The following is a 22,050-nucleotide window of genomic DNA, read 5'->3' as shown; positions in this document are numbered from 1 at the left end:
CATAAATCAGTACTGCCGGTAGGGACTCCCTACGGCCGTCTGGACTGCTGTGAATCGACGAGACGCTCAACCTCGGACGGTTCGAGCGGCGTCAGCGGCCCGGACAGTGTTCGAGACAGCGCTGCTGCCGCGACACCATGGAGCAGCGCTTCGTCCGTGTCAGCACCGGCGGCAAGTTGCTGGAGCGTTGCGCCGATGAAAGCCTCGTGTTGTCCTGCTTCGTCTACTGCAGACGTTTCGATGGCATCTTGCTCGTGAATGACGCCGTCGTGGTAGGCAACCGCACCGTACTCGCTCCGTGTGAGAATCACGCGGGTGAGGTCGTACTCCGTTGCGAGCGTGTGCACGACCTCGCGCGGACTCCCTGTCGTATCAAACACCGCGGAAACCTGCTCTTCGGCGGCAAAGAGGGTATCGACGGCTGGTAGCAGGTCTGCAAGGGCGTCGAGAGCATCTTCGGCGTCCCATAGCCCCGGATGGAAATCGAGATCGAATGCTCGCATTCCTGCGGCCGCTCTGAGTAACGCCCCCGTCGTGTCGGCGGCTGTGTCAGAAAGTGAGAGAGTTGCGCCCGAAGTAAACACCACGTCCGCGTTCTGTATCTCGCCCATCGGCAACTCGCCGGGCGTCAGCGTCGCCATCGCGGTGTCGCCGCGGTCCTGCAGTAGCCGTTCGGCACGGGGTGGGTCGGCGTCTTCGTGGAACGTGAGTCCCTGGCGGCCGGTGTCTGGGTCGGCCCAGACAACCTCTGTCTCCAGACCGAACTCATGGAGCTCCGCGACGACACGCCGCCCGAGCGGCGTGTCCGGGACCTTCGAGAGCCACTGTGCGTCAGCCCCGAGTCGACCGGCTGTCGCCGCAACGCTGCTCGCAGTCCCGTCGACGCGAATTGACGCTTCGCGGGCCGTCTCGAATCGCTGTCCGTCTGGGGGTGAAAATCTGAGAGCGGTCTCGCCGAACGTTACAAGTGACATACCGCGTGCATCGGGAGACGAAGGTTTAGTTTAATCGGCTGTATCGACTGCTGTGCCGGGGGACGGGCCGTCCTCCCTCGCTATCGCCGGCGACCGCCGTGCCCGGGGTAATCACGCTCGAACCTGTCTTCGAGTTCCTGCCGGTCGATGTGAATGACCGTCGGTCGCCCATGGGGACACGCGTAGGGGTTCTCACAGTCGTCCAGTGCGGCGAGTAGCTCCCGGACGGAGCCCTCGGTCAGCGACGTGTTCCCGGTCACCGAGGGGTAACACGCCAGGTCGCCGAGCAGTTCGTCGGCCGCCGCTTCGACCGTCGCTGCCGCTTCGTCGTCGCCGGCGACGAACGCGCCCAGTACGTCCCTGACGATGTCCGGGCCGGCCGCATCGGCGATGACGCCCGGAAGGGTCCGGACCTCGATGCTTCGCTCACCCGTGCGCGCCGTGTGGAACCCCAGACTCGCCAGCGCGTCGCTACGCCGGTCGAACACCTCGGCCTCGCGCGCGGTTAGTTCCAGTTCGACAGGGTTAGCAAGTGCCTGCGTCGTCGTTTCGCCCTCGAACTTGGCCTTCAGCCGTTCGTAGTTGACCCGCTCGTCCGCCGCGTGCTGGTCGACCAGCACGAGGCCGTCGTCCGTCTCCGCGACGACGTAGGTGTCGGCTAACTGTCCGAGAATCCGCATCGAGGGCAGCGACTCGTGGGTTGCTTCCGGGTCGTCGCCGAGGCGCGCCTGCTCCTGCCCGCCGGTGAACTTCCGCCCCTCGCTCTCCGTGGCTGTCCGTCCCGCTGCGGACGCGTCACGGCGCTCACCATTGCTATTTCCACTCGAAACACTACCCTCTGGATCGCGCACCCCGGATTCGCCCGACGCATCGTCCGTTGGGTCGGTCGCGGAGGGCCGTTTCGTGTCGGCTGATTGAATGGATTGGGCTGTGCCGGAGGACTGGCTACCCGCTGTCTCGGTCTGCGTGCTGTCCGGTCGGTCTGTGGGCTCGGTATCCGGCTCCTGTGCTGTTGCATCAGCGCTGCCCGTTGCGGTGGTATCCGTCCGTCCCGGCGTTGCTGCTTCGTCTCCGGTGTCCCGGCCGTCCGGACTCGACCGCTCGCGCTCGCTGTCGCTCGTCCCGTTCGATTCCGGCGTTATCTCTGTCTGCTCGGGTGCCGACCGGCCACGCGGTGCTGTCGAGCGCAGTAGCCCTTCCCGCAACAACGCGTCCTCGACGGCAGTCCGGACCTGCTCGCGAACACCCTCGTCGTCGGCGAAGCGGACCTCCATTTTGCGGGGATGGACGTTCACGTCCACGTCGCCCGCGGGCACGTCCAGAAAGAGGACGGCGAAGGGGTAGCGGTCCGGCGCGATCTGGGTCCCGTAGGCGTCGACGACGGCGTCGCGAACGGTACCGGCCCGGACATAGCGGCCGTTGACGTACGTCGAGAGGTACTCGCGGCCGGCGCGGTTCGTCTCGGGGTGCGAGACGAGGCCGTGGACGCCGTCGAGCGGCCCGTCAGGGAAACTATCACTCTCGTCGCCATCCGCGTTCGCTTCCGAACCTGCTCCGACCGAGATCATCGACTCGGCGACTTCCCGGCCGTAGACGGACATCACCGTCTCGCGCAGGTCGCCTTGGCCGGTCGTCGAAAACGTTTCGCGGTCGCCGTGGGTCAGCGAGACGGCCACGTCCGGGTTAGCCAGCGCGTAGCTGGCGACGACGGTGTTGACGTGTGCGAACTCCGTCGACTCTTGTTTGAGGTACTTCCGGCGGGCTGGGACGTTATAGAAGAGGTCTTCTACCGCCATCGTTGTCCCCTCCGGACAGCCGGCGGGGCTGACTGACGTGACGTCACCGCCTTCGAGCACCAGTTCGGTTCCCACGTCGCCGCCGCGGGGTCTGGTCCGGATCGTCAGCCGTGAGACCGCCCCGATCGCGTGCAGCGCCTCGCCGCGGAACCCGAGCGTTCCCACGCCGCCCTCCAGGTCTGCGATATCGCGAATCTTCGAGGTGGTGTGTTTCTCGACGGCCGTCTCGACGGCCTCGCGGTCCATCCCGACGCCGTCGTCCGTGACGCGAATCCCGTCGGTTCCGCCGGCTTCGACGACGACCTCGACCCGGGTCGCGTCGGCGTCGATGGCATTCTCGACCAGTTCCTTGACGACGGAGGCCGGTCGCTCGACCACCTCGCCGGCCGCGATGCGTTCGACGGTCCGGTCGTCGAGTCGCTGGATATCGGTCATACGTGCCTCCGCATGTGATTGCCACCGGCTAACGGGCGAAGCGACTTGATACTGTCTGCCTTCGCCGTGCCTATCAGCATTGTCATGAAAATAGTTAACACAAAACAGTCCTGAACCTCCCATGGTGACGACCTATGTGCCACCACAGAGAACGCTCCTGGACCGAAGCGACGGCGGACGACGAGGCAACTGACGAGGACGAGGAGGAACTCCCATCCTTCCTCAACGAGGAGGCGACCGAAACCGAGGTGCTGACCGACGGCGGCGACGAGGCGTAGCAGCGGCACACCTTCGATGCGGTGTTGGCAAACCAGCCATTTTTTGTCGTGTGTGAGTATCGCAAACCCGATAGCTAAAGTACGCTCGCCGTTAGTCGCCACTATCCTGTGGATATCGACATGGAACAATACGACCAACTCTACCGTCTGTATAAGAGCGTAGACACGACGACGCTGCGTGGCTATCAGGAGTTCGTCGACCTGTTTCCTCCGCTCAGCTCGACTGTCGCCCTGGAACAGTGGGAAACCGCCAGTGACCGCCTTGACGCTCTCAAATCCGACATCACTGACGAGTTTCCCGGGACCGGCGAGACCTATGCGGAAATCGCGGCTCGGCTGACCCGCGACGAGGCCTTTACCGCGCTCGACCTCTACTCGAAGTACGACCGGTCGGTGAACGTGCTCGTGCTGGACGTCGACGAGACGCTCCGGTCGGCCGGTGACACCGACAACGAAATCCCCCGTGACACGCTGTATCTCCTGACGCAGTTCCACGAAGCGGGCGTCCCTATCGTCGTCTGTACCGGCCAGACGTTGGAGAACGTCAAGGGGTTCATGATACAGGGGCTTGGCAACGATCTCGTCTCCTCCGGCCAGATGAGCATCGTCTACGAGTCCGGTAACGGCGTGTTCACGCCCAAACACGGCGAGGACACCAAGCGACTGCTCTACGAACGCCTCGACGGAGCGGTCGTGGACGTGTTCGAGACCGTCCGGCGGCGAGTCCTCTCGGAGGCCCCCGACGCCGTCGGCAAGCGCTGTCACCTCCAGGGCAACGAGTTCAACGTCACGCTGAAACCCAACGCCGAGGTCGGCAGCGACAACGCCGTCGAAATCATCGACGAGTCGCTGCGGTACCTCTGTGGCCTCGTTGGCGACGCTATCGCCACACAGGTCGACGCCGAAGTCGACGACCCCGCAGGCTACGCGCGGGCCTACTTCAGCCGCGACCCGGAGATTCTGGACGTGCTGGCGGCGAGCGACCTGTCGACCGACGCCGACATCGACGACGCGCCCGAGGCGTTCCGCGACATCCTCGAACGCGTCGACCTGGGCTACTACGAGGGCGACGCGGCCGAACTCGTGAGCCTCGAACTGGACAAGTCCGCCGGCGTCGAGGAGGCCTTCGACGTGCTCGGCATCGACGACCCGTTCGCGCTCGTGATGGGCGACAGCAAGAGCGACCTGCGAGTGATGCGCTGGGTCGACGAGAACGACGCCGGCATCGCCGCCGCGCCCGCGCATTCCTCGCCCGACGTGCTCGACCACGTCAGTTCGAGGGACGACCTGGTGTACGAGGCCGGCGACGCTAGCACGGTGTTGCGGACTATCTACGGTATTAGCCTCGTTGAGCAACTGGACGAGCAGGGCGAGTGAGCCGACGCCCCATCTGTTGCTGTGGTTCGTTCCCGATTCGGACGTGCGTCCCACCCAACAGTTAGGCGTCGGCCGACCGAACTGCTACCATGAGTCTCGATACCGTGTTCGGGCAGGTGCCGGACCCGCAGTCGTACTCCTTCCCGGACTACTCGCTCCCGCAGGGCGACCCCGTCAAACCCATCGCGCTGACCGACGACGAACTGACGGCGCTGCTCGACCTGTACGACGCGTTCAGTGGGGTGGACCCGACGGGGATGGACTCGAACCCGTTCCTGCGGGCGACGAGCGAGTTCCTCCAGCAGACGCTCGGTGCGCCGCTCACTCGGCCCGACGAGCAACTGAACGACGATATTGCCGGTCTGCTCAACGACTTTTCGGACGATCTGGGCGGGCAGTCGATGGGTGTCGTCGACGCGACGCCGGCCCACCACCGGACGCTGTACTTCTTCCTGACCAGTTGCAAGGCGTACCACACCGCGCCGCACCTGCAGTTCGACCCCGACCTGGCCGCCGTCGAGACGCTGTATGCCGTCTACGAGCGCGTCACCGAGCAGGCGTTCTACCTCAAGCGGCCCAAGAGCGTCCTGGAGTGACTGCCAGGTGCGCCCGGCTGACGCTCCGGTCCGTTTATCGGGGAGCGAGCTAAACTGCCGCTAATGACAGCTGACCAGCCCGAGATTCCGGTCGTATGCGAGGAGTGCGGGACGCGGACATCGGTCGCCTTCGAGGACGTCGAGGACGCCGTCGCGCGCCACAACGAGCAGCTCCACGACGGTGAGCCGGTCGCCGAGGTCGACCCCGATGTGCTGGAAGAACTCGCCGACCGCCTGGCGAAGGACATCGGCCTGCTGGAGTAGTCAGTCGTCCGGCGTCACTCGTCCAGCGGCAGCCGCTCGTAGGCCTCACGGTCAGCGCCGGCGGCGAGCGCCCGCGGCCGCAGCCGGCAGACGTTCTTGACGGTTCGTGGGCCGAGCACGCGGGGCGAGACGAACCGCGGTCGCCCCGGCTCGGTTCCGGGACCGTCGCCCAGCGCGAGCACCGCGTCGTTGAGGTCCGCAAGTGGAATACACGCCAGGTCGCCGTTCGCCGATTCGAACTGGACGTGGGTCGTGTCGCCGGGCATCGCCGCCGCCTCTAACAGGTCGAACACAGCGATGCCGGTGTACTCCCGTTCGATCCGGTCGCCGGAGGCACACTCGAACGCGACTGGGCCGCGGACGACATCGAAGGGGAGCGTTTCGGGTGCAACGTCCCAGGGGAGCAATACCGGGTCAGCCCCGTCGATGCGGACCGTCGGCCGTCCCCCCGCAGTTTGCGCCATACGTATCCTTTCCCCCTGAGACCCTTCAGCGGTTCGGGACGGCCGTGATTCGCCACACACATTCCGACTCTCACTCCCGGGAGTGGAGCGAGTACGCGATAAAGAGGACGCCGACGAACTGGAAGGCGCGAGTGACGAGTGTCAGCGGTTGCTGGAACTGGCTGTCGAGCAGGCCCTGGCGAAGGAGGACTGAGCCGGCGAACGCGACGACGAAGGCCACCGCCGTGAGGCAGAACATCCCGACTGAGAGGTACTGCATCGCGCGGCTGTTGTGCCGGCGATACCCCCGGTAGGCCTGGTAGCCGACGTATCCACCCAGTACTGTCGAGCCGAACGCCAGGGCGGTGATGAGCCAGTCCATCAGCGTCTCGATGGCGACCATATCAGAGATTCTCCCACATTTTTGTGAATCGGTCCGCGGTGTCCTGTTCATCCTGTCCCGGGAACGCCGGCGGTTCGGTCCGCTCGATCTCGGTTTCGAAGTCACCGTCAGCAAGCGCCAGCGAGAACTCCGAGAGCGTGGCAGCGAACACGCTGTAGTCGTTGCCGCCCGTTTCTATCTGGGTCTGTTCCTCTATGAGGCCGTACTCCTGAAGCCACTCGACCCGTCTGTACACGGTCGGTTGTGACATCTCACACTGGTCGGCGAGCTGTTTCGCGGACATGGGTTTGACACTCGTTGCTGCGAGGATGTCCCGGGCGTACTCGTCACTGAGCAGGTCGAGGATGTCGCCCACGGCCGGGTCCTCACTCACGTACTGGACCAACGTCCCGTCCCCGAATAAAAGGTCCCGTCAGTTTCCGAGTCAGAAGTCAGCCGCGTCGGAGAAGGGCGCAGTGTCAGCGGAGACCGGTGGGGTCAGGGCACCGCCCTTGGGCGAAGGTGGGGCGAGGTAGGGGGACCAGTTCGCGGGCGGCCTGGCCCACATTCCCCCCAGGGTGGCGGCCCTGGGGAACCATAGGGCAGTATGGTGGACAGACAGCGGCTATTGCCGGAGGGCGCTGGTGGCACGGTGTTGTCAGGGCCGCTGCACTCGAATTGAGGAGCGGTTCCATAATATAACGTGCAGTCGAACTTCTGGCCCAGAAAACGGCGGCTTGATATGCCAGCGAGGGTGCTCACTCGCCGCCGGGACAGCCGATTGACTGGCCGACCGTGACGAGTCGGTCCGCGGACACGCCCTCACCGCGAACGGTGTATCGGTAGCGCTCACAGCTCCACGAAACTGAGGTTGTCAGTCCGTAGCTGACCTGTGCCGGTTGCCCGTCGATTGTCACCGCTCCGCTGGCGCTGTCCCTGTTAGCGGGCCGGTCGTATTTGCCGACAGTGATGAGACTGGTCCGGTTCATGTAGCGGAGGCCGACGCTGTGGATCCGCCCCCGCGTCTGCGTCGCGTAGGTCAGTTCGTACCCCGGCGGGATGTCGGGCTCCGGAACCTGGATCTCGGTGTCGGCTTCGAGCGCACCGACCGACTCGTAGGTCTGTCTTTCGGGCGTCTCTGGGACAGTGACAGTCGTGTTGTCGGGGAAGTTGGGGGTAAACACGTCCTCGGACACACCGGTGTCGTAGGTGACGCTCGTGTGCGTCGTCGTCACGACTGTTCGCTCACCGTCGGCTGTCCACGCAGTGCGCTTTTTCACCGGGAAGAACTGCTCTGTGTCCACCCAGACCGTCTGCTCGTAGGCCGCTGTGTCGTCTTTCGGTGCCACATGAATGACGTAGGCGTCACGCCCGTCGATTGATTCAGTACCGCGATAACTGACGCTCATCGAGCCAGCAGAGACGGTCGGCCGCTGCTCGCTGCGGGGAACGACGGGCAACGGCTCAACCGACGGTGAGTCGGTCGTCGTGTCGGTTGTCGTCTCCATGTTGAGATTCGCAAACAGACGCTGCAGCCGCTCACCCTGGTCTGAATCGGTTTTGCTGAGAGAGATGCGTGTCGCCTTCGCGCGGCGCTGGTCGTACAGCCACAGCATCGACCCGTTCGACACTCGGCGGTCGTATCGCTCGACGGTGCTGTTGACGACCACCAGCCGTTTCTTCTGGGTCCCCGGCCGGAGCGCGGCGTCGTAGGTCGTCCGGCTCGCAACTGTCCCGTTCCGGGTGATCGTCGTCGTCTGTGTCGCGTTCACACCGTCTATCGACTGGTAGCGTTGTTGTACGTCCGCGTCGATCTGGGGCTGATCAGCGGTTCCGGTACTCGCGAACGCAAGCGACCAGATCGCAACAGCCAGTACACCAACGACGACGACCGTCGCGACGGTGAGGACCAGTCGTTCCGATGTGAGGTGTCGAGTGGCCATATATCAGGTTACCGGGTGTGGGGAACTGCCCGACTGCGTTCGGTCTGTCTGAACGACAATATTATGTAGCACATAACTGGCAGCGCAGGTAAAACCTCCTATCTGATGGTTCCGGAACGCTGACTGCTGTGTCGTCCGGGAAGTCGGGGGCAAACTCGTCATGGGGAACTCCGGTGTCGTACGTGACGTTCGCATACCTCGTCGTCACGACTGTGTGCTTCTCGTCTGCCGTCCAGGCAGTCCGCTGCTTGGCCGGGAAAAACCGCTGTGTGTCGACCCAGACGGTTTGCTCGTATGCTTTTGTCCCGTTTCTCGGCGTCACATGGACGACGTACGCTTCGCGGCCGTCAACCGGCTCTGTGCCCCGGTAGCTGACGGTCATCCCCTCGGTTGAGTTGACCGGCCATCGCTCGCCTCGAGGGACAACGGGGAGTGGTTCAACTGACCGGGGGTCCGCTGTCGACTCGTCGAGTTTTGTGAAGAGGCGCTGTAGCCGCTCACCTCTGTCGGACTCAGTCTCGGAGAGGGGTATTCGTGTTGCCCTTCCACGACTGTCGTTGTACAGCCACAGCGTCGACCCGTCCGAGAGACGCACGTCATTCGCCTGTGACGTACTGTTGACGAGTACGAGCCGTTTCTTCTGGGTCCCCGGTTGGAGCGTCGCGTCGTAGGTTGTTCTGCTCGTAACTGTCCCGTTCTGTGAGACTATCGTCGTCTGGGTCGCGCTGACACCGTCTATCGACTCGTAGCGTTGCTGTACGTCCCTGTCGATCTGGGGTTGGTCGGCGGCGCCGTCACTCGCGAACACGAGCGACCACGTCGCAACAGCCAGCACACCAACGACGACCACTGTCGCAATGGTGGGCACCAGCCGTTCCGATGAGAGATATCGAGTGACCATTTGTGGGGTGCAGGGCAGAGGACCGCCCGACGCTGTGTGCGTAGCCCGAGCGAGAGTGTTACCTATCACATAACCGGCACCTCAAGTAAAACCTCCTGTCTACCGAAGTCAGTAGTCGCCGAGTACGCCGAGTCGTCTGGCCCGACGGGTCGTGTACTGGAACACGACGTACCCCAGCAGGACGTAGCCGACCGGGACGCCGACGAGGAGCCCCAAGTCGATGGCCGAGAACTGCCAGAGTCGGGTCCCGTCGACCATCGCCCGCTGGAGGAGCGCGCTCCCGTGGGCCAGCGGCAGCACCCGCGTCCAGCCGAGTTCGAACACGGGCGCGGAGATGAGGATAATGAACCCGAACTGGAGCAGATTGAGCCAGTTCCCGATGCGCTTGTACAGCACCGCGACGCCGCCGGCAGCGAATCCCAGACCAAGCACCGAGGCGATGGTCAACGACGCGACGACGACGACGGTAAGGACGTTCAACTGGAGCGTCGTCCCGGTAATCGCAAGCATCACCGCCAGCACCACTGTCGAGGTGATGAACGTCCGGACGACTTTCGCGACACCCTTGCAGAACGCGACCGGCGCGAAGCCAAACGGCGTCATGACGTGCCGTTCGAGCGTGCCCCACTGGGCCTCGCTCCCGATGTCGTTCGAGATGGACTGGTACGCGCCGACGGAAAGCGACCACAGGAAGTAGCCGACGATGATGCCCTCGATGGAGTCGGTTATCGCCTGTCCCGCGAGCATCCGGCCGCCGTAGAACAGTAGGCCGAAGAAAAACACCGAGATGACGATACCGCCGACGGCGTTGGCCGGATAGCGGACGAAGATGAGGTACTCGCGGTACAGCACCGCCCGCGCGAGGTCGAGATAGCCCGCCTGCATGGCGGCTCTGACAGCCTGGGCACTGGTCCCATCACTGTCCTCTGTGCGCGTGTCGGCGCTCGCGGTCATCGTCTCGTCTCCGCCACTCTCATCGTTTCTGCCCCGTGATTTCGACGAACACGTCCTCCAGACCCGGTTCGACCGTGCCGACGGTGGCAAGCGTCACATCGTGGTCGCGACACAGCGCAAGCAGGCGGTAGAACCCGTCGCTATCGGTCGCTACCTCGACGCGCCGGCCCCGTTCGACGCTCGTCACGTCGACCACCTCGAAGCGCTCCCGGACGGTCGCAAGCAGGTCGTCGGTGATGTCCGGACTGGTGACGGCGAACGCGTTCGCGGTGAACTGGTCGAGGACGGCCGCCACGCTGTCGTCTGCGATGATCTCTCCCTCGTTCATGATGATGACCCGGTCGCAGACGTCCTCGATGACATCCATGTCGTGGCTGCTGACGACAGCCGTGAGGTCGCGCTCGTCGACGATGCGGCGCAGTTCCCGACGCAGCGTCAGCGAGCTTTCGACGTCGAGTCCCAGCGTCGGTTCGTCGAGAAACACCAGATCGGACTCGCTGGCCAGCACACTCGCCAGCGACACCTTCTGTTTCATCCCGCGGGAGAGGTCCCGGACCGACTCGTCGGCCTTCTCCAGGAGGTCGAGTTTCTCCAGTAGCCGCTCGTGACGGTCGGCGACGGCATCCGGCTTGACGCCCTTGATGGTCGAGAAATAGCGCAGGTTCTCCCGGACAGTCAGCCGCCAGTAGTCGTTTCGCGCCCCTTCGAGCATCCCGTCGACGTGGCGGTAGGCTGCCCGCGGTTTCTCGCTCATGTCGATACCCTGTATCCGAACACTTCCGGAATCAGGCAACACCAGCCCGAGAATCGATTTTATCGTCGTTGTCTTGCCCGCCCCGTTGGGTCCCAGCAGGCCGACAACGGTGCCTTGCTCGATGCGAAACGACACGTCGTCGACGGCCGTCACCGCGTCCGTACCGCTGCCGAACTGCTTTGACAACCCCTCGACAGCGAGTGCGGGCGTCGCTCCGTCCCGCGGCGCAGCCGACTGCTCGGCGGTCTGCGAGTCCCGCTGGGAAGGGCGCTGGGATGACATTACCCATACTGAGGGCTTCAGAACCAAAAGGTCAGTCACGTCCCGCAGTGGGCCTGCCGCAGATGTCGCTGGCCCCGCACTCGGCGACTGGCCTGCCTGCTCAGGCAGGTTCGAGCCCTGTCACCTCGAACCGCGCGCCGCCGGCCTCGCTCTCGGTGGCTGTGACCGTCCACCCGTGAACCTCGGCGATCCGCTGGACGATTTTGAGCCCGAACCCGGTCCCGTTCTCGCCGGTCGAGTAGCCCCCCTCGAACACCTGTTCGCGGTCCTCCGATGGAATGCCCGGCCCGTCGTCGGCGACGTAGAAACCGTGCCGATCCGTGTCTTCGACTGTCCCGACCCGCACAGTTAGGTTCTCCTCGTCGTGTTCCGCGGTGCGGTCGGACGGTGCCTGAGCGCTCGTGGATCCGTGTTCCACGCTGTTCCGGAGGAGGTTCGACACCAGCCGGCGGAGTTTCGCCGTATCAGCCCGGATCTGACGGTCGGCCTCGACGACGAGCGTCGCCCGGTCCCCCTCGACGGTCTGCCAGCACTCCTCGGCGATGTTTGCGAGCGTGACGGATTCGAGGTCGGTCGCCGTTTCGCCGGCGCGTGCGAAGGTGAGGAGGTCGTCTATCAGCGCTCGCATTCGCTCGTGGGAACGCGAGACCTCGTCAAGATAGTCACTGTCACATTCTGTTTTGGCCAGTTCCAGATTCCCCTCCGCGACTGTCAATGGGTTTCGGAGGTCGTGGCTGACGATACTGGTGAACTCGTCGAGGCGCTCGTTCTTTCGCTCCAGTTGCCGTTCGTACGCCCTGCGCTGGGAGATGTCCCGCCCGATACCCACGGTCCCGGCGACCGCTCCATCAGCGTCTGTCAACCGGGTGCCGGCAAACTCGTACGGAATCCGCTCTCCATCGGCAGTCAGAATCTCGGCTTCGAGAGTTACTCGGCCGGTGGTTCGCGTCTCGTCTATCGCTGCTTCGACTGCCCCGTGCTCGTCATCGGGGAAGAAGTCAGCGACAGCCATATCGCCGATTTCGTCGTCGCTGTATCCCGTGACTTCGGGGATGCGCTCGTTCCACCGCCGAAGGCTGCCGTCCGTGCCGATGACGTAGAACAGGTCGTCGAGCGTATCCAGCGCCTGGTCGATGAACTCGCGTTCCTCGCGGAGCTGGCGATCACGGTCGAGACGGTTAAGCGCCGCCGTCGCGTGGACCGAGAGCGTCCGTGCGAGTGTGACGTCCGTGTCGTCGAACGCACTGACCTCGCTCGACCCGATGAGGAGGACGCCGTGGTCCCCGAGCGGAAGGATGAGCTCGCTGCGGATATCCGTCTCCGGGTTGTACCGGTCCGGGCTCGACGTGATATCGTCGTGGACCCGGGCCTCGCCGGTTTCGAAAGCCTGCCACGCGAGCGCTTCTCCGGCCTCGAACACCGGGGGCGTGCCGATGAGTTCCTCGACCTGTTCGGTCCAGGCGACCGGATACAGGCTGTCGCCGTCGGCGAAGTGGACGCCGTTGGCCGGCATATTGAGGATGGTTCTGGCGGTGTCCACTGTGACTTGGGCAACCGCATCCTCAGTCGTGGCTCGCATGAACGCCCTGGCGGTGGAGTGTAGCTCCTCGATAGCGCGCTCGCGTCGCGTGCTCTGTGCGTGTTCGATGTTGTCGGCTGTCCGTTCGACGGCGTCGACGACGGTGTGTGCGAGCCGTGCGTACGGCTCGGCGCCGCCGTCGACCCGGAGATACTCGGTGACACCGGCGGAAATCGCGTCGCTGGCGGCTGCTTCGCTCCCCTCGCTGGTGAACAGGACGAACGGCAGGTCCGGCGCTCGCTTGCGGACCGCGTCGAGGAACTCGACGCCGGTCTGCTCCGGCAGGTCGTAGCCGGCGACGACACAGTCGAACGCGTCGCTGTCGAGCCGTTCGATGCCGTCGGCAACGCTCGTCGCTGTCTCGACCGTGATGCCACAGTGCTCCTGTTCCAGAGCGCTCGTGGCCGCTTCGACGACAGCCGGGTCGTCGTCGACGTGGAGAACGCGGATCCGGTCGGTCATTGCCTTCTAGCAGTGACAACTCCCCTATACCCTTTCGGGCGTGAGTATCTCCGTTGAAAATCGGGTGGCGTCTGCTACTCGTCGTCCAGTTCAGCCTGCCACTCCTGTACCTTCGCCATCAGCTCGACCGGCGGCGTCTCGTTGACGTCCAGTTCCGTCAGTTCCGACAGGACGGCCTCGGTTTCCGGGTCGAGCGACGCTGCAGCCGCGTCGCCTGCAGGACCCTCGGCTGCGGACTCGCCGGGCGCGTGTTCGGGATCGCCGTCGGCCGCAACCGGCTCAGTCCCCGAATCGGCTGACGTGCCCGCCGACCCGGCCGCGCCGTCCCTGAACTGCCCCGAATCCAGGTCGAACACGGCCTGTGTCGTCCCGCCGTCGTCCCGCTCGCTCCCCCGAATCTCGATGGCCTTGTCGTCGCGCAGGCGGTCGAGCACCTCCTGTGAGCGACCGACGACCGGCTCGGGGACGCCGGCGAGGTCGGCGACGTGGACGCCGTAGGAGCGGTCGGTCGGCCCGTCCCGGACCGTTCGGAGGAACGTCACGTCGCCGTCGCCCTCCGCGGACCGCGGCTCGCCGTCGACCGCGACGTGGACGTTCTCGACGGCCGGTAGCTCCTCGCCCAGCGCCGTCAGTTCGTGGTAGTGGGTGGCAAACAGCGTCTTGGACTGAATGGAATTGACGATGTACTCCGTCGCCGCCCAGGCGATAGAGATGCCGTCGAAGGTAGCGGTTCCGCGACCCACCTCGTCCAGAATCACCAGCGACTCGTCGGTGGCCGAGTGGAGAATATTGGATAGCTCCTGCATCTCGACCATGAACGTCGAGCGGCCCTGTGCGAGTTCGTCCAGCGCGCCGACGCGGGTGAAGATGCCGTCCACCAGACCGACTGTCGCCGACCGCGCTGGCACGAAACTGCCCACCTGGGCAAGCAGCGTGATGAGCGCCGCCTGGCGCATGTACGTCGATTTCCCGCTCATGTTCGGCCCGGTGACGATGAGGAACTGTCGGTCGTCGTCCATGTAGAGATCGTTCGGGACGAACTCGGTGGTCTGTTCGACGACCGGATGACGGCCGGCCTCGATGGACAGTTCGTTGCCGTCGACGACCGCCGGCCGGGTCCAGTCGTTCTCGACGGCATGGACCGCCAGTGACGCGAATGCGTCCAGTTCCGCCAGCGTCCGGCCCACGTCCTGCAGTAGCGTCGCGTGCTCAGCCACGCGCGCCCGGAGCCGCTGGAAGTGCTCGTACTCCATGTCGTGGCGGCGCTCCTCCAAGCGCAGCACGTCCCGCTCTTTCTCGTCGAGTTCGGGTGTCGTGTACCGCTTCGAGTTTTTCAGCGTCTTGATGTGCTGGTACTCCTCGGGGACGGCGTCGGTCTCGCTCTTGCCGACCTGGATGTAGTAGCCGTCGGTCTTGTTCCGGTCGACAGAGAGGTGGGTGATGCCGGTCCGCTCCTTCTCGCGGTCCGGCAGCGTCTCCAGCCACTCCAGAGCGGCCTCGTGCTCGTCGATAATCTCGTCGAGGTCGTCGTCGTACCCCCGTTTGAACAGTCCGCCCTGCCGGATCGTTCCCGGCGGGTCAGCGACCAGTGCGCTGTCGAGGTCCGCGGCCAGCGCGTCGGCCGCCTCGCGGTCGGCCCCGTCGAGCGCGTCGGCGAGCGGCGACTCGGCCAGCCGCTCGGTCTCGGTGACGGCGTCGGCGACCTGCCCCAGCAGCGCCAGGGTTTCCTGAACTGCTCGCAGGTCCCGCGCGTCGGCGCTCCCCGACGTGGCCCGCGCCGCCAGCCGTTCGAGGTCGTAGGCGTCCGACAGCGTCTCTCGAATCCGCTCGCGGGCCATCGCCGCCTCCGACAGCGCCGCCACGCAGGACTGCCGGCGCTGGAGTTCGGTCCGGTTTCGCCGGGGCCGCTGGAGCCACTGCTGGAGCAGTCGCCCGCCGGCGGCCGTGACCGTGTGGTCGATAGTGTCGAACAGCGACCCCGAACTGTCGCCCTGCATGGTCTCTGTGAGTTCGAGGTTCCGCTGGGTCGTCGCGTCGAGGTCGACGTGGTCGCGCTCGCCGTAGGCCTGCAGCCGCGTGACGGCCGCCAGCGTGCCGACCCCGGTGTCCTCGACGTAGGACAGCACCGCGCCGGCGGCCTGGACCGCCACGCTCTGCTCGCCGATACCGACGCTATCGACCGTCTCGCTCCCGAACTGCTCGCGGACGGTGTGGCGCGCCCGGCCCGGCTCGAACGACGCCGAGTCGTGCAGCGTCAGCGCCGCGTCCGTCCGCTCGCGCAGGCGGTCCAGAAACGCGTCGTCGTTCCGGAGCTCCGGGCCGGGAAGAATCTCGGCCGGCCCGAACGTGTACAGCTCTGTCAGCGCCTCGCCCGCGTCGGCGTCGTCGAGCTGTGTGACCTGAAACTGGCCCGTGGTCACGTCCGTCGCCGCGATACCGTAGGTGTCACCGCCGTCCCGGCTGGCCTCCCGAACCACCGCGGCGAGGTACTGCGCCGACTCGTCGCCGGTCTCTAGATGCGTTCCGGGCGTAACGACCCGCGTTATTTCGCGAGCGTGGCCGTTCTCGGTCTCGTGCTGGTCGGCGATGGCGACCCGGTAGCCCCGCTCGACCAGCGCGGAGACGTACGGCGTCAGGTCGTCGACCGGAACCCCTGCCATCGGATACGACGAGCCATGCGAGGACTTCTGGCTCACCTTCAGGTCGAGTTCGTCGGCGACGATTTCGGCGTCCTCGTCGAAAAACTCGTAGAAGTCGCCACACTGCATCGCCAGCAGGTCCGCGTCGGTCCCCTCCTTGAGCGTGAGGAACTCCCCGACGATTCCCGTCGCCTCTGTCATACACGTCCGTGTGGCCGTCCCGGGCGTAAGGATTGCGGGTCGGGAGAGCGTGTTCGCGGCCGCCGGGCGTGGCCAGTGAAGGGGCCACAGGCCGTAGGGCCGAGTATGAACGCAGCAGAGACTATCGCGGCCTACTACGCCGCGCTCCGGGCCGGCGAGCCGCTCGGCCCCTTTTTCGCCGATGACGCAGACCGCTCGGTGGTCAAGTTCGGCATCTCTGAACAACTGGTCGGAACCGGCGCTATCGGAACAGGACTACGGGAACAGACCGAGACGACGGCCGACTGGACTGTCGAGAGCCATGCGCTCCGGGTGACAGAACGCGAGGGCTACGCGTGGTTCAGCGACGCCGTCGACCTGTGCTGGACCGACACCGAGGGCACGGTCCGCCACGAGTACGACACGCGCTGGAGCGGGACCCTCGAAGCTACCGGCGAGGCGCGCGAGTGGCAGTTCGTCGGCATGCACGTCAGCACGGCCGACGACCTAGGGGAGTAGGCGGTCGCTAATCGCCGTCAAGCGTGGCGAAGACGAACTCGCTATCGCTCCCGAGGGGGTCCGTCGCAGTGACGGTCTCCGTGTCGGTGAAGCCGGCGTCGGCCAACTGGTCGAGCGTCGCCCGCCGACCCGGTGCCGAGAAGAACATCGACCCGCCCATCCAGCCGCGCCGGACGGTTTCGAACTGGCCGCTCGGCAGTGTCATCAACACGGTACCGCCCGGTCGGAGCACGCGAGCGAACTCACGGTAGACCGTCGGGTGCTGGTCCTGCGGGACGTGGAAGACGGCGTGGTAGGCCGTGACTGCGTCAACGCCGTCGGTCGCAACCGGGAGCGCCGTCATGTCACCCTGCACGAGCCGGCTGTCCGGTACTGTCTCGGCGGCGAGGTTCAGACCCGCACGCGAGAAGTCCAGACCGACGCTGTTCGGCGGGAGGTTCGCAAGCGTCCGCGCGCCGTCACCACAGCCTACGTCGAGAACTGTCGGCGCTCCGGGGAGCCGTTCGAGCAGGTCGTCGAGCAGGGCTGCGTCCGACCCGGTCGGGTCGCGCCGCTCGGCGTAGGTCTCGGAGACACTGTCCCACGCGTGGCGCACCTCGTTGCGGTCCATGTCTACACTATGTGTGCAAGCCGGATAGGCGTTCAGCTACCTCTCCACAGTCACCTCCCTATTTCGACTCCAACACGATATTCCGATGGTGTTCACTGATTCATTGACCAACTGGTATGCAATCTAGGTGAACTTTTATTACTTATCCGCGGGAGGAACGACTCGATGTTTGAAGAAGAATCACAGCCCAAATCTAACCCGAGCCGAAGACAGTTCCTCGGTGGGGTCGGTTCGCTGCTGGCCGCGTCGGCGTTCTCGGTCTCCGTCTCCGACGACGCTGCCGCACAGGTGACAGACGGCGACGACTCGGCCACACAGACTATCTCGTCACCTAACGGGGCAGTAACACTCACTGTCGATGTCAGCGACGGTGTGGCAACATACGAGGTCGCACACGACGGGACGACGCTCATTGGGGAGTCCGAACTGGGCTTCGAGTTCCGGAATCAGGACCCGTTCCGTTCGGGTCTGGCCGTCACCGGGAGCGAGCGAACCGAGGTCGATACGTCCTGGACGCCAGTCTGGGACCGTTACGACGAAATCACCGAGCGGTACACGGAACTCCGGCTGGGGGTCGCGGAGTCGACCGGGGCGGAGCGGTTCGGGACGCTCGTCTTCCGGGTGTTCGACGACGGCGTCGGCTTCCGATTCATCTTCGGGGAGCCCTTCGGCGACCAGTTCGTCGTCACATCCGAGCGGACCGAGTACAATTTCGCCGGGGACTACACCTCCTGGTGGATTCCCAACGACTACAACAACTTCGAGGTGGAGTACGAGGAGACGCCGCTGAGCGAGGTGGCCGGCGAACTCGACGGCACTGGCTTCGACGGCGTCCACACGCCGATGACGATGCGGACCGACGACGGCCGCCACCTCGCCGTCCACGAGGCCGACCTCACCGACTACGCTTCGCTCGCACTCGCACCGTCTGATGCCGGTGACACGACTTTCGAATCGACGCTCGCGCCGCTGCCCGACGGAACGAAGGTCTCGTCGTCGGCCCCGCACGTCACCCCATGGCGAACAGTTCAGGTCGGGACCAGTGCCGGTGACCTCGTCGAGTCGAATCTGGTGGTGAACCTCAACGAAGACTACGACGAGGAGGTGTTCACGCAGGGCGTCGACTGGATAGAGCCCCAGAAGTTCATCGGCGTCTGGTGGCTGATGATAACCGGCCGCGCCGACTGGGAGTACACCGGGGAGACCTCCGGCAACCACGGCGCACAGACCGGCCGCGCCACGCAGTACATGGACTTCGCCAGCGAGCACGACATCCCCGGTGTCCTCGTCGAGGGCTGGAACGAGGGGTGGTCGAGCTATCCGGGCGATGGCAGTGGATTCGATTTCTCGACACCGTATCCGGACTTCGATCTGGCGGAAGTGACCGACTACGGCGCGAGCCTCGACCCGCCGACCCAGATGACGATGCACAACGAGACGGCCGGGGACTTCCGGAACTACGAATCACAGCTCGAAGAGGCATTTTCGTTGTACGATGACCTCGGAATCCGGACCATCAAGAACGGCTACGTCTCCGACAGCGGTGACCTTGCGGGCGAGAGTTACAGCCACCACAACCAGATACTGGTCAACCACCACACGCTGGTCGCCGAGACGGCGGCGGCCAATCGACAGATGCTCGATATACACGAGCCGATTCACCCGACCGGCCGCCGGCGGACCTACCCGAACCTGATGACCCGCGAGGGGGTCAAAGGCCAGGAGTACGACTCCTTCGGCGACGTGAGCCCCGAACACCACGTCACCTTCCCGTTCACGCGGATGCTGGGCGGGCCGGTCGAGTACACGCCGGGCATCTTCGACATGGACTCGGGGTCGGGCGGCATCGAGACCACGCGCGCCAAGCAACTGGCGATGTACCCGACGTACTTCAGCGGCCTCCAGATGGCCGCCGACCTACCCAGTTCCTATCTGGCCGACCAGCCGCCGACGGCCGCCGTCGGCGAAGTCGCCCAGGCCGAGTGGGGCGACATCGAGGGCTTCTCGACGGCCGCCCGCTGGGCCAACGCTCAGGGCGAGCAGTACGTCGCCATCGACCCCAACAGCGCCGCGCCCGGTGCGACCGTCTCCTGGACCGTCGAGGACGCCGACGAGGGCGAGTACGACGTTCACTTCCGGTACGCCAGCGACGCCGAGGAGAACGCCATCGGCGCGGACACCGACCGGACTGCGTCGGTGCTTGTCAACGGCTCCGCGGCCGGCCAGGTCACGTTCCCGCCCACGGAGTACTGGGACGTCTGGGAGAGCGTCTCGACGACCGTCTCGCTGTCCGGCGACGAGGACGAAATCGCCCTCTCGCTGACCGCCGAGGACACCGGGGGCCTCAACCTCGACGCCGTCGCCGTCACCGACACCGGCGCGCCGATGCCCGACCCCGAGACAGCTCCCATCCGCGGCGAGACCGTCGAGGCGTTCCAGTTTATCGAGGACGTGCCCGCCGCGGGCTGGGACGACACGCGCGTCATCGACGCCGAGATCGGCGATTACATGGTCACGGCACGGCAGAAAGGCGAGGAATGGTATCTCGGCGCGATGACTGACGGGGGCGGCCGCGCCATCGACGTACCCCTGTCGTTCCTCTCGCCCGCTTCGGATAGCAACGGACAGGGGCCGGGGAACGACAACGGCGAGAAGAACGGGACGAACGAAGCCAGCGGCAACGGTACCGGCCCTAACGGCCCGAAGTACGTCGCCGAAATCTATTCCGACGGCATCGACGCGGCCTACGACGAGAACCTGACCGACGTTCGCGTCGACGAGGCCGTCGTCACACCGGGGACGACCCTGCTCGCGTCGATGGTCGGCAGCGGCGGGACGGCTGTCCGCTTCCGGCGCGCAACAGGTCAGGATATCAACGACCTGCCGGCGTACGAGCGGCCAGCACAGGACTTCGACGTCACCATCGGCGACGAGGTGTTCATCCAAGAACCGTTCATCCGGGCCACTGGGCGCAACGACGGGGCGTTCATCGGCGGGACCACGGTGACGCTCCGCGTCGACGGCGAGACTGTCAGGACAGCGAACGTCCGCTTCCCGCCCAACACAAGCGACGCCACCTACGAGTTCGGCTACAGCATCGACACGGCCGGCGACTACGACGTGTCAGTCGCGCTCCCGGACGGCACGACGCTCGCCAGCGGAACGGTGACGGTCAAGCCGCCGGCGACGGTGGCCGAACTCGCCGACCCGTCCGGCGACGACACCGGCCCAGGTGCGTACACGTATCCGACCAGCGGTGACTTCGAGGACGGCGCGTTCGACCTGGAGTCGCTGACGGTCGAACAGACACCGAGCCTCCATCGCTTCACCTTCAAGGTGGCGACTCTCTACAACGCTTTCGGCAGTAGCCGCGGCTTCTCGCCGCAGTGGTTCGTCCTCTGGCTGCGCGACCCGAGCGCTGACAGCGGGTCGACGACCAGCCTCGACGACCTCGGCGCGACCGTCGACTTCGAGGCCCCGTGGCAGTACCGCATCGAAATCAGCGGCTTCTCAAAGAGCGCGGTCGACGCCAGCGGTGCGACGCTGACCGACGCCGACGGGGACGCGGTCTCCCTCGGCGAGACCGTCGACGTGGACGCGGGGACAGTCACGCTCAGCCTCGACCGCGAGGCCGTCGGCGGCGCGGACGCGGCGGACCTCGAAGTCGTCGCGATGGTGCAGTCGGAGGACCGCGGGTCGCTCCGGCCAGTCGCCGAAGAAGCCGGGGGCTACGTCTTCGGCGGTGCCAAGCCCGGTGCAGTCGAGAACGCACCGCGAATTATGGACCTGACGACACCGGAGAGCGTCAGTCAGGCCGACGCGCTGGCCTACAGTGCCGACTCGCGGGCGACGCTGCCGTTCGTCCCGCTCGATTAATCCTCGGCGAGCGCGTCAATCGCCGCGTCGAGCGTGAACTGCCCCTCGTAGAGCGCGCTCCCGACGACGACGGCGGCGGCCCCGGCCGACCGAAGCGCGAGCACGTCGTCGATGGTTGCCACGCCGCCGCTGGCGACGACGGGGATGTCGACGCTGTCGACCAGTCGGCGAACCGGGTCGGTCCGAACCCCCTCGAGCTGCCCCTCGACATCCACGTCGGTGAAGAGGATGCCGCCGGCCCCGAGGTCGGCGTACCGCTCGGCGGCGTCGGCGGGGTCCAGACCAGTGCCTTCGGTCCATCCGGAGACGACCACCTCGCCGTCCTTCGCGTCGAGGCTCACGAGCACACTACCGGGGTGTTCGTCGCTGATTTCGCGGACGATCTCCGGCGTTTCGACGGCCGCCGTGCCGAGGATGACGCGGTCAAGCCCGCGGTCGAGCAGCGAGACGGCGTCCTCGGCGGTTCGGATGCCGCCGCCGAGTTGCACGTCCACGTCGGCTCCCACCGCGTCGAGGACGGCGTCGATGGCCGCCGCGTTCCGTCGCTCGCCCTCGAACGCGCCGTCGAGGTCGACGAGATGGAGCGTCCGCGCGCCGGCGTCGACCCACCGCTGTGCGGCCTCGACCGGATCGCCGTAGGTTTTTTCGGTGCCGCGTTCGCCGCCGACCAGCTGGACCACCTGTCCGTCCTGCATGTCGACCGCGGGGACGACCTCGAATTCGGGGTACATGGCCGGTGGTCCGGCGGCGGCCGTCGAAAGCGTGTCGGTCCACCGTGTACGGACGGCTGTCTGCACAAATCCACC

General features: G+C 65.6%; 19 protein-coding genes. 6 read left to right on the top strand and 13 right to left on the bottom strand.

The window, feature by feature from the left end; translation table 11 throughout:
- Positions 1 to 29: 29 nt before the first annotated feature.
- Complete coding sequence (locus HAH_RS14475; protein ID WP_014041589.1) at positions 30 to 974, bottom strand: PfkB family carbohydrate kinase; 945 nt, start codon at positions 972 to 974, stop codon at positions 30 to 32.
- Positions 975 to 1,054: 80 nt separating this feature from the next.
- Positions 1,055 to 3,205 carry a DNA mismatch repair endonuclease MutL gene (mutL, locus tag HAH_RS14470; protein WP_014041588.1) on the bottom strand — a complete coding sequence of 717 codons (2,151 nt, stop codon included), beginning with the start codon at positions 3,203 to 3,205 and terminating at the stop codon, positions 1,055 to 1,057.
- 134 nt (positions 3,206 to 3,339) lie between these two features.
- Here mutL and HAH_RS20015 point away from each other — a divergent pair, with 134 nt between their 5' ends.
- The 4 genes from HAH_RS20015 to HAH_RS14455 all read left to right on the top strand — a co-directional run bounded on the left by HAH_RS20015 (position 3,340) and on the right by HAH_RS14455 (position 5,720).
- Positions 3,340 to 3,483 carry a hypothetical protein gene (locus HAH_RS20015; protein WP_004590504.1) on the top strand — a complete coding sequence of 48 codons (144 nt, stop codon included), beginning with the start codon at positions 3,340 to 3,342 and terminating at the stop codon, positions 3,481 to 3,483.
- Positions 3,484 to 3,591: 108 nt separating this feature from the next.
- On the top strand, positions 3,592 to 4,860 hold the full coding sequence (locus HAH_RS14465; protein WP_014041587.1) for an HAD family hydrolase: 1,269 nt from the start codon (positions 3,592 to 3,594) through the stop codon (positions 4,858 to 4,860).
- An 89-nt stretch (positions 4,861 to 4,949) separates the two neighbouring features.
- A complete protein-coding gene (locus HAH_RS14460; protein WP_014041586.1) occupies positions 4,950 to 5,456 on the top strand; it encodes a hypothetical protein in 507 nt (168 codons plus the stop codon).
- A 63-nt stretch (positions 5,457 to 5,519) separates the two neighbouring features.
- Entirely contained in the window at positions 5,520 to 5,720 is a 201-nt protein-coding gene (locus tag HAH_RS14455) for a hypothetical protein (protein WP_008307333.1), read from the top strand.
- Between the two features lie 14 nt (positions 5,721 to 5,734).
- Here the strand turns inward: HAH_RS14455 and HAH_RS14450 are convergent, their stop codons facing one another.
- From HAH_RS14450 to mutS, 9 genes are all read right to left on the bottom strand, one after another.
- On the bottom strand, positions 5,735 to 6,184 hold the full coding sequence (locus HAH_RS14450) for a molybdopterin-binding protein (protein WP_014041585.1): 450 nt from the start codon (positions 6,182 to 6,184) through the stop codon (positions 5,735 to 5,737).
- Between the two features lie 70 nt (positions 6,185 to 6,254).
- Positions 6,255 to 6,566, bottom strand: coding sequence for a DUF7521 family protein (locus tag HAH_RS14445; RefSeq protein ID WP_014041584.1), 312 nt, complete (start codon positions 6,564 to 6,566; stop codon positions 6,255 to 6,257).
- Between the two features lies 1 nt (position 6,567).
- The gene (locus HAH_RS14440; protein ID WP_044952077.1) at positions 6,568 to 6,939 is read right to left on the bottom strand and encodes an ArsR/SmtB family transcription factor; all 372 of its coding nucleotides are present in this window, start codon (positions 6,937 to 6,939) and stop codon (positions 6,568 to 6,570) included.
- Between the two features lie 364 nt (positions 6,940 to 7,303).
- Positions 7,304 to 8,488, bottom strand: coding sequence for a LolA family protein (locus HAH_RS14435; RefSeq protein WP_014041583.1), 1,185 nt, complete (start codon positions 8,486 to 8,488; stop codon positions 7,304 to 7,306).
- A 61-nt stretch (positions 8,489 to 8,549) separates the two neighbouring features.
- The gene (locus HAH_RS14430) at positions 8,550 to 9,356 is read right to left on the bottom strand and encodes a LolA family protein (protein ID WP_225306729.1); all 807 of its coding nucleotides are present in this window, start codon (positions 9,354 to 9,356) and stop codon (positions 8,550 to 8,552) included.
- A 141-nt stretch (positions 9,357 to 9,497) separates the two neighbouring features.
- Positions 9,498 to 10,343, bottom strand: a complete 846-nt coding sequence (locus HAH_RS14425) for an ABC transporter permease (RefSeq protein ID WP_014041581.1) — start codon at positions 10,341 to 10,343, stop codon at positions 9,498 to 9,500.
- Positions 10,344 to 10,362: 19 nt separating this feature from the next.
- Positions 10,363 to 11,379 (bottom strand): ABC transporter ATP-binding protein, encoded by a 1,017-nt coding sequence (locus tag HAH_RS14420; protein WP_014041580.1) that lies wholly within the window; start codon positions 11,377 to 11,379, stop codon positions 10,363 to 10,365.
- 100 nt (positions 11,380 to 11,479) lie between these two features.
- Complete coding sequence (locus tag HAH_RS14415; protein ID WP_014041579.1) at positions 11,480 to 13,420, bottom strand: hybrid sensor histidine kinase/response regulator; 1,941 nt, start codon at positions 13,418 to 13,420, stop codon at positions 11,480 to 11,482.
- Between the two features lie 74 nt (positions 13,421 to 13,494).
- Positions 13,495 to 16,260, bottom strand: a complete 2,766-nt coding sequence (gene mutS / locus HAH_RS14410; protein WP_014041578.1) for a DNA mismatch repair protein MutS — start codon at positions 16,258 to 16,260, stop codon at positions 13,495 to 13,497.
- Between the two features lie 105 nt (positions 16,261 to 16,365).
- On the opposite strand from mutS, the gene HAH_RS14405 reads away from it, so the two are divergent.
- The gene (locus HAH_RS14405) at positions 16,366 to 16,758 is read left to right on the top strand and encodes a nuclear transport factor 2 family protein (protein WP_014041577.1); all 393 of its coding nucleotides are present in this window, start codon (positions 16,366 to 16,368) and stop codon (positions 16,756 to 16,758) included.
- A 7-nt stretch (positions 16,759 to 16,765) separates the two neighbouring features.
- Here HAH_RS14405 and HAH_RS14400 read toward each other — a convergent pair whose 3' ends face one another.
- Complete coding sequence (locus HAH_RS14400; RefSeq protein ID WP_014041576.1) at positions 16,766 to 17,368, bottom strand: class I SAM-dependent methyltransferase; 603 nt, start codon at positions 17,366 to 17,368, stop codon at positions 16,766 to 16,768.
- A 165-nt stretch (positions 17,369 to 17,533) separates the two neighbouring features.
- Between HAH_RS14400 and HAH_RS14395 the strand changes: the two genes are divergently transcribed.
- Complete coding sequence (locus tag HAH_RS14395; protein WP_014041575.1) at positions 17,534 to 21,244, top strand: glycoside hydrolase family 97 catalytic domain-containing protein; 3,711 nt, start codon at positions 17,534 to 17,536, stop codon at positions 21,242 to 21,244.
- Here the strand turns inward: HAH_RS14395 and hisA are convergent.
- Positions 21,241 to 21,975 (bottom strand): 1-(5-phosphoribosyl)-5-[(5-phosphoribosylamino)methylideneamino]imidazole-4-carboxamide isomerase, encoded by a 735-nt coding sequence (gene hisA, locus HAH_RS14390; protein WP_014041574.1) that lies wholly within the window; start codon positions 21,973 to 21,975, stop codon positions 21,241 to 21,243. The genes HAH_RS14395 and hisA overlap by 4 nt on opposite strands.
- Positions 21,976 to 22,050 lie beyond the last annotated feature (75 nt).

Origin of the sequence: Haloarcula hispanica ATCC 33960, from assembly GCF_000223905.1 — an archaeon.
Lineage (GTDB): Archaea > Halobacteriota > Halobacteria > Halobacteriales > Haloarculaceae > Haloarcula > Haloarcula hispanica.
This window is presented reverse-complemented; position numbering and strand designations above follow the sequence as displayed.

What these genes read in the sequence shown, in the direction of transcription:
- HAH_RS14475 (WP_014041589.1), bottom strand. Translation starts at nt 974, where the DNA reads ATGTCACTTGTAACGTTCGGCGAGACCGCTCTCAGATTTTCACCCCCA.
- mutL (WP_014041588.1), bottom strand. Translation starts at nt 3,205, where the DNA reads ATGACCGATATCCAGCGACTCGACGACCGGACCGTCGAACGCATCGCG.
- HAH_RS20015 (WP_004590504.1), top strand. Translation starts at nt 3,340, where the DNA reads ATGTGCCACCACAGAGAACGCTCCTGGACCGAAGCGACGGCGGACGAC.
- HAH_RS14460 (WP_014041586.1), top strand. Translation starts at nt 4,950, where the DNA reads ATGAGTCTCGATACCGTGTTCGGGCAGGTGCCGGACCCGCAGTCGTAC.
- HAH_RS14455 (WP_008307333.1), top strand. Translation starts at nt 5,520, where the DNA reads ATGACAGCTGACCAGCCCGAGATTCCGGTCGTATGCGAGGAGTGCGGG.
- HAH_RS14450 (WP_014041585.1), bottom strand. Translation starts at nt 6,184, where the DNA reads ATGGCGCAAACTGCGGGGGGACGGCCGACGGTCCGCATCGACGGGGCT.
- HAH_RS14445 (WP_014041584.1), bottom strand. Translation starts at nt 6,566, where the DNA reads ATGGTCGCCATCGAGACGCTGATGGACTGGCTCATCACCGCCCTGGCG.
- HAH_RS14435 (WP_014041583.1), bottom strand. Translation starts at nt 8,488, where the DNA reads ATGGCCACTCGACACCTCACATCGGAACGACTGGTCCTCACCGTCGCG.
- HAH_RS14425 (WP_014041581.1), bottom strand. Translation starts at nt 10,343, where the DNA reads ATGACCGCGAGCGCCGACACGCGCACAGAGGACAGTGATGGGACCAGT.
- HAH_RS14420 (WP_014041580.1), bottom strand. Translation starts at nt 11,379, where the DNA reads ATGTCATCCCAGCGCCCTTCCCAGCGGGACTCGCAGACCGCCGAGCAG.
- HAH_RS14415 (WP_014041579.1), bottom strand. Translation starts at nt 13,420, where the DNA reads ATGACCGACCGGATCCGCGTTCTCCACGTCGACGACGACCCGGCTGTC.
- mutS (WP_014041578.1), bottom strand. Translation starts at nt 16,260, where the DNA reads ATGACAGAGGCGACGGGAATCGTCGGGGAGTTCCTCACGCTCAAGGAG.
- HAH_RS14405 (WP_014041577.1), top strand. Translation starts at nt 16,366, where the DNA reads ATGAACGCAGCAGAGACTATCGCGGCCTACTACGCCGCGCTCCGGGCC.
- HAH_RS14400 (WP_014041576.1), bottom strand. Translation starts at nt 17,368, where the DNA reads ATGGACCGCAACGAGGTGCGCCACGCGTGGGACAGTGTCTCCGAGACC.
- HAH_RS14395 (WP_014041575.1), top strand. Translation starts at nt 17,534, where the DNA reads ATGTTTGAAGAAGAATCACAGCCCAAATCTAACCCGAGCCGAAGACAG.
- hisA (WP_014041574.1), bottom strand. Translation starts at nt 21,975, where the DNA reads ATGTACCCCGAATTCGAGGTCGTCCCCGCGGTCGACATGCAGGACGGA.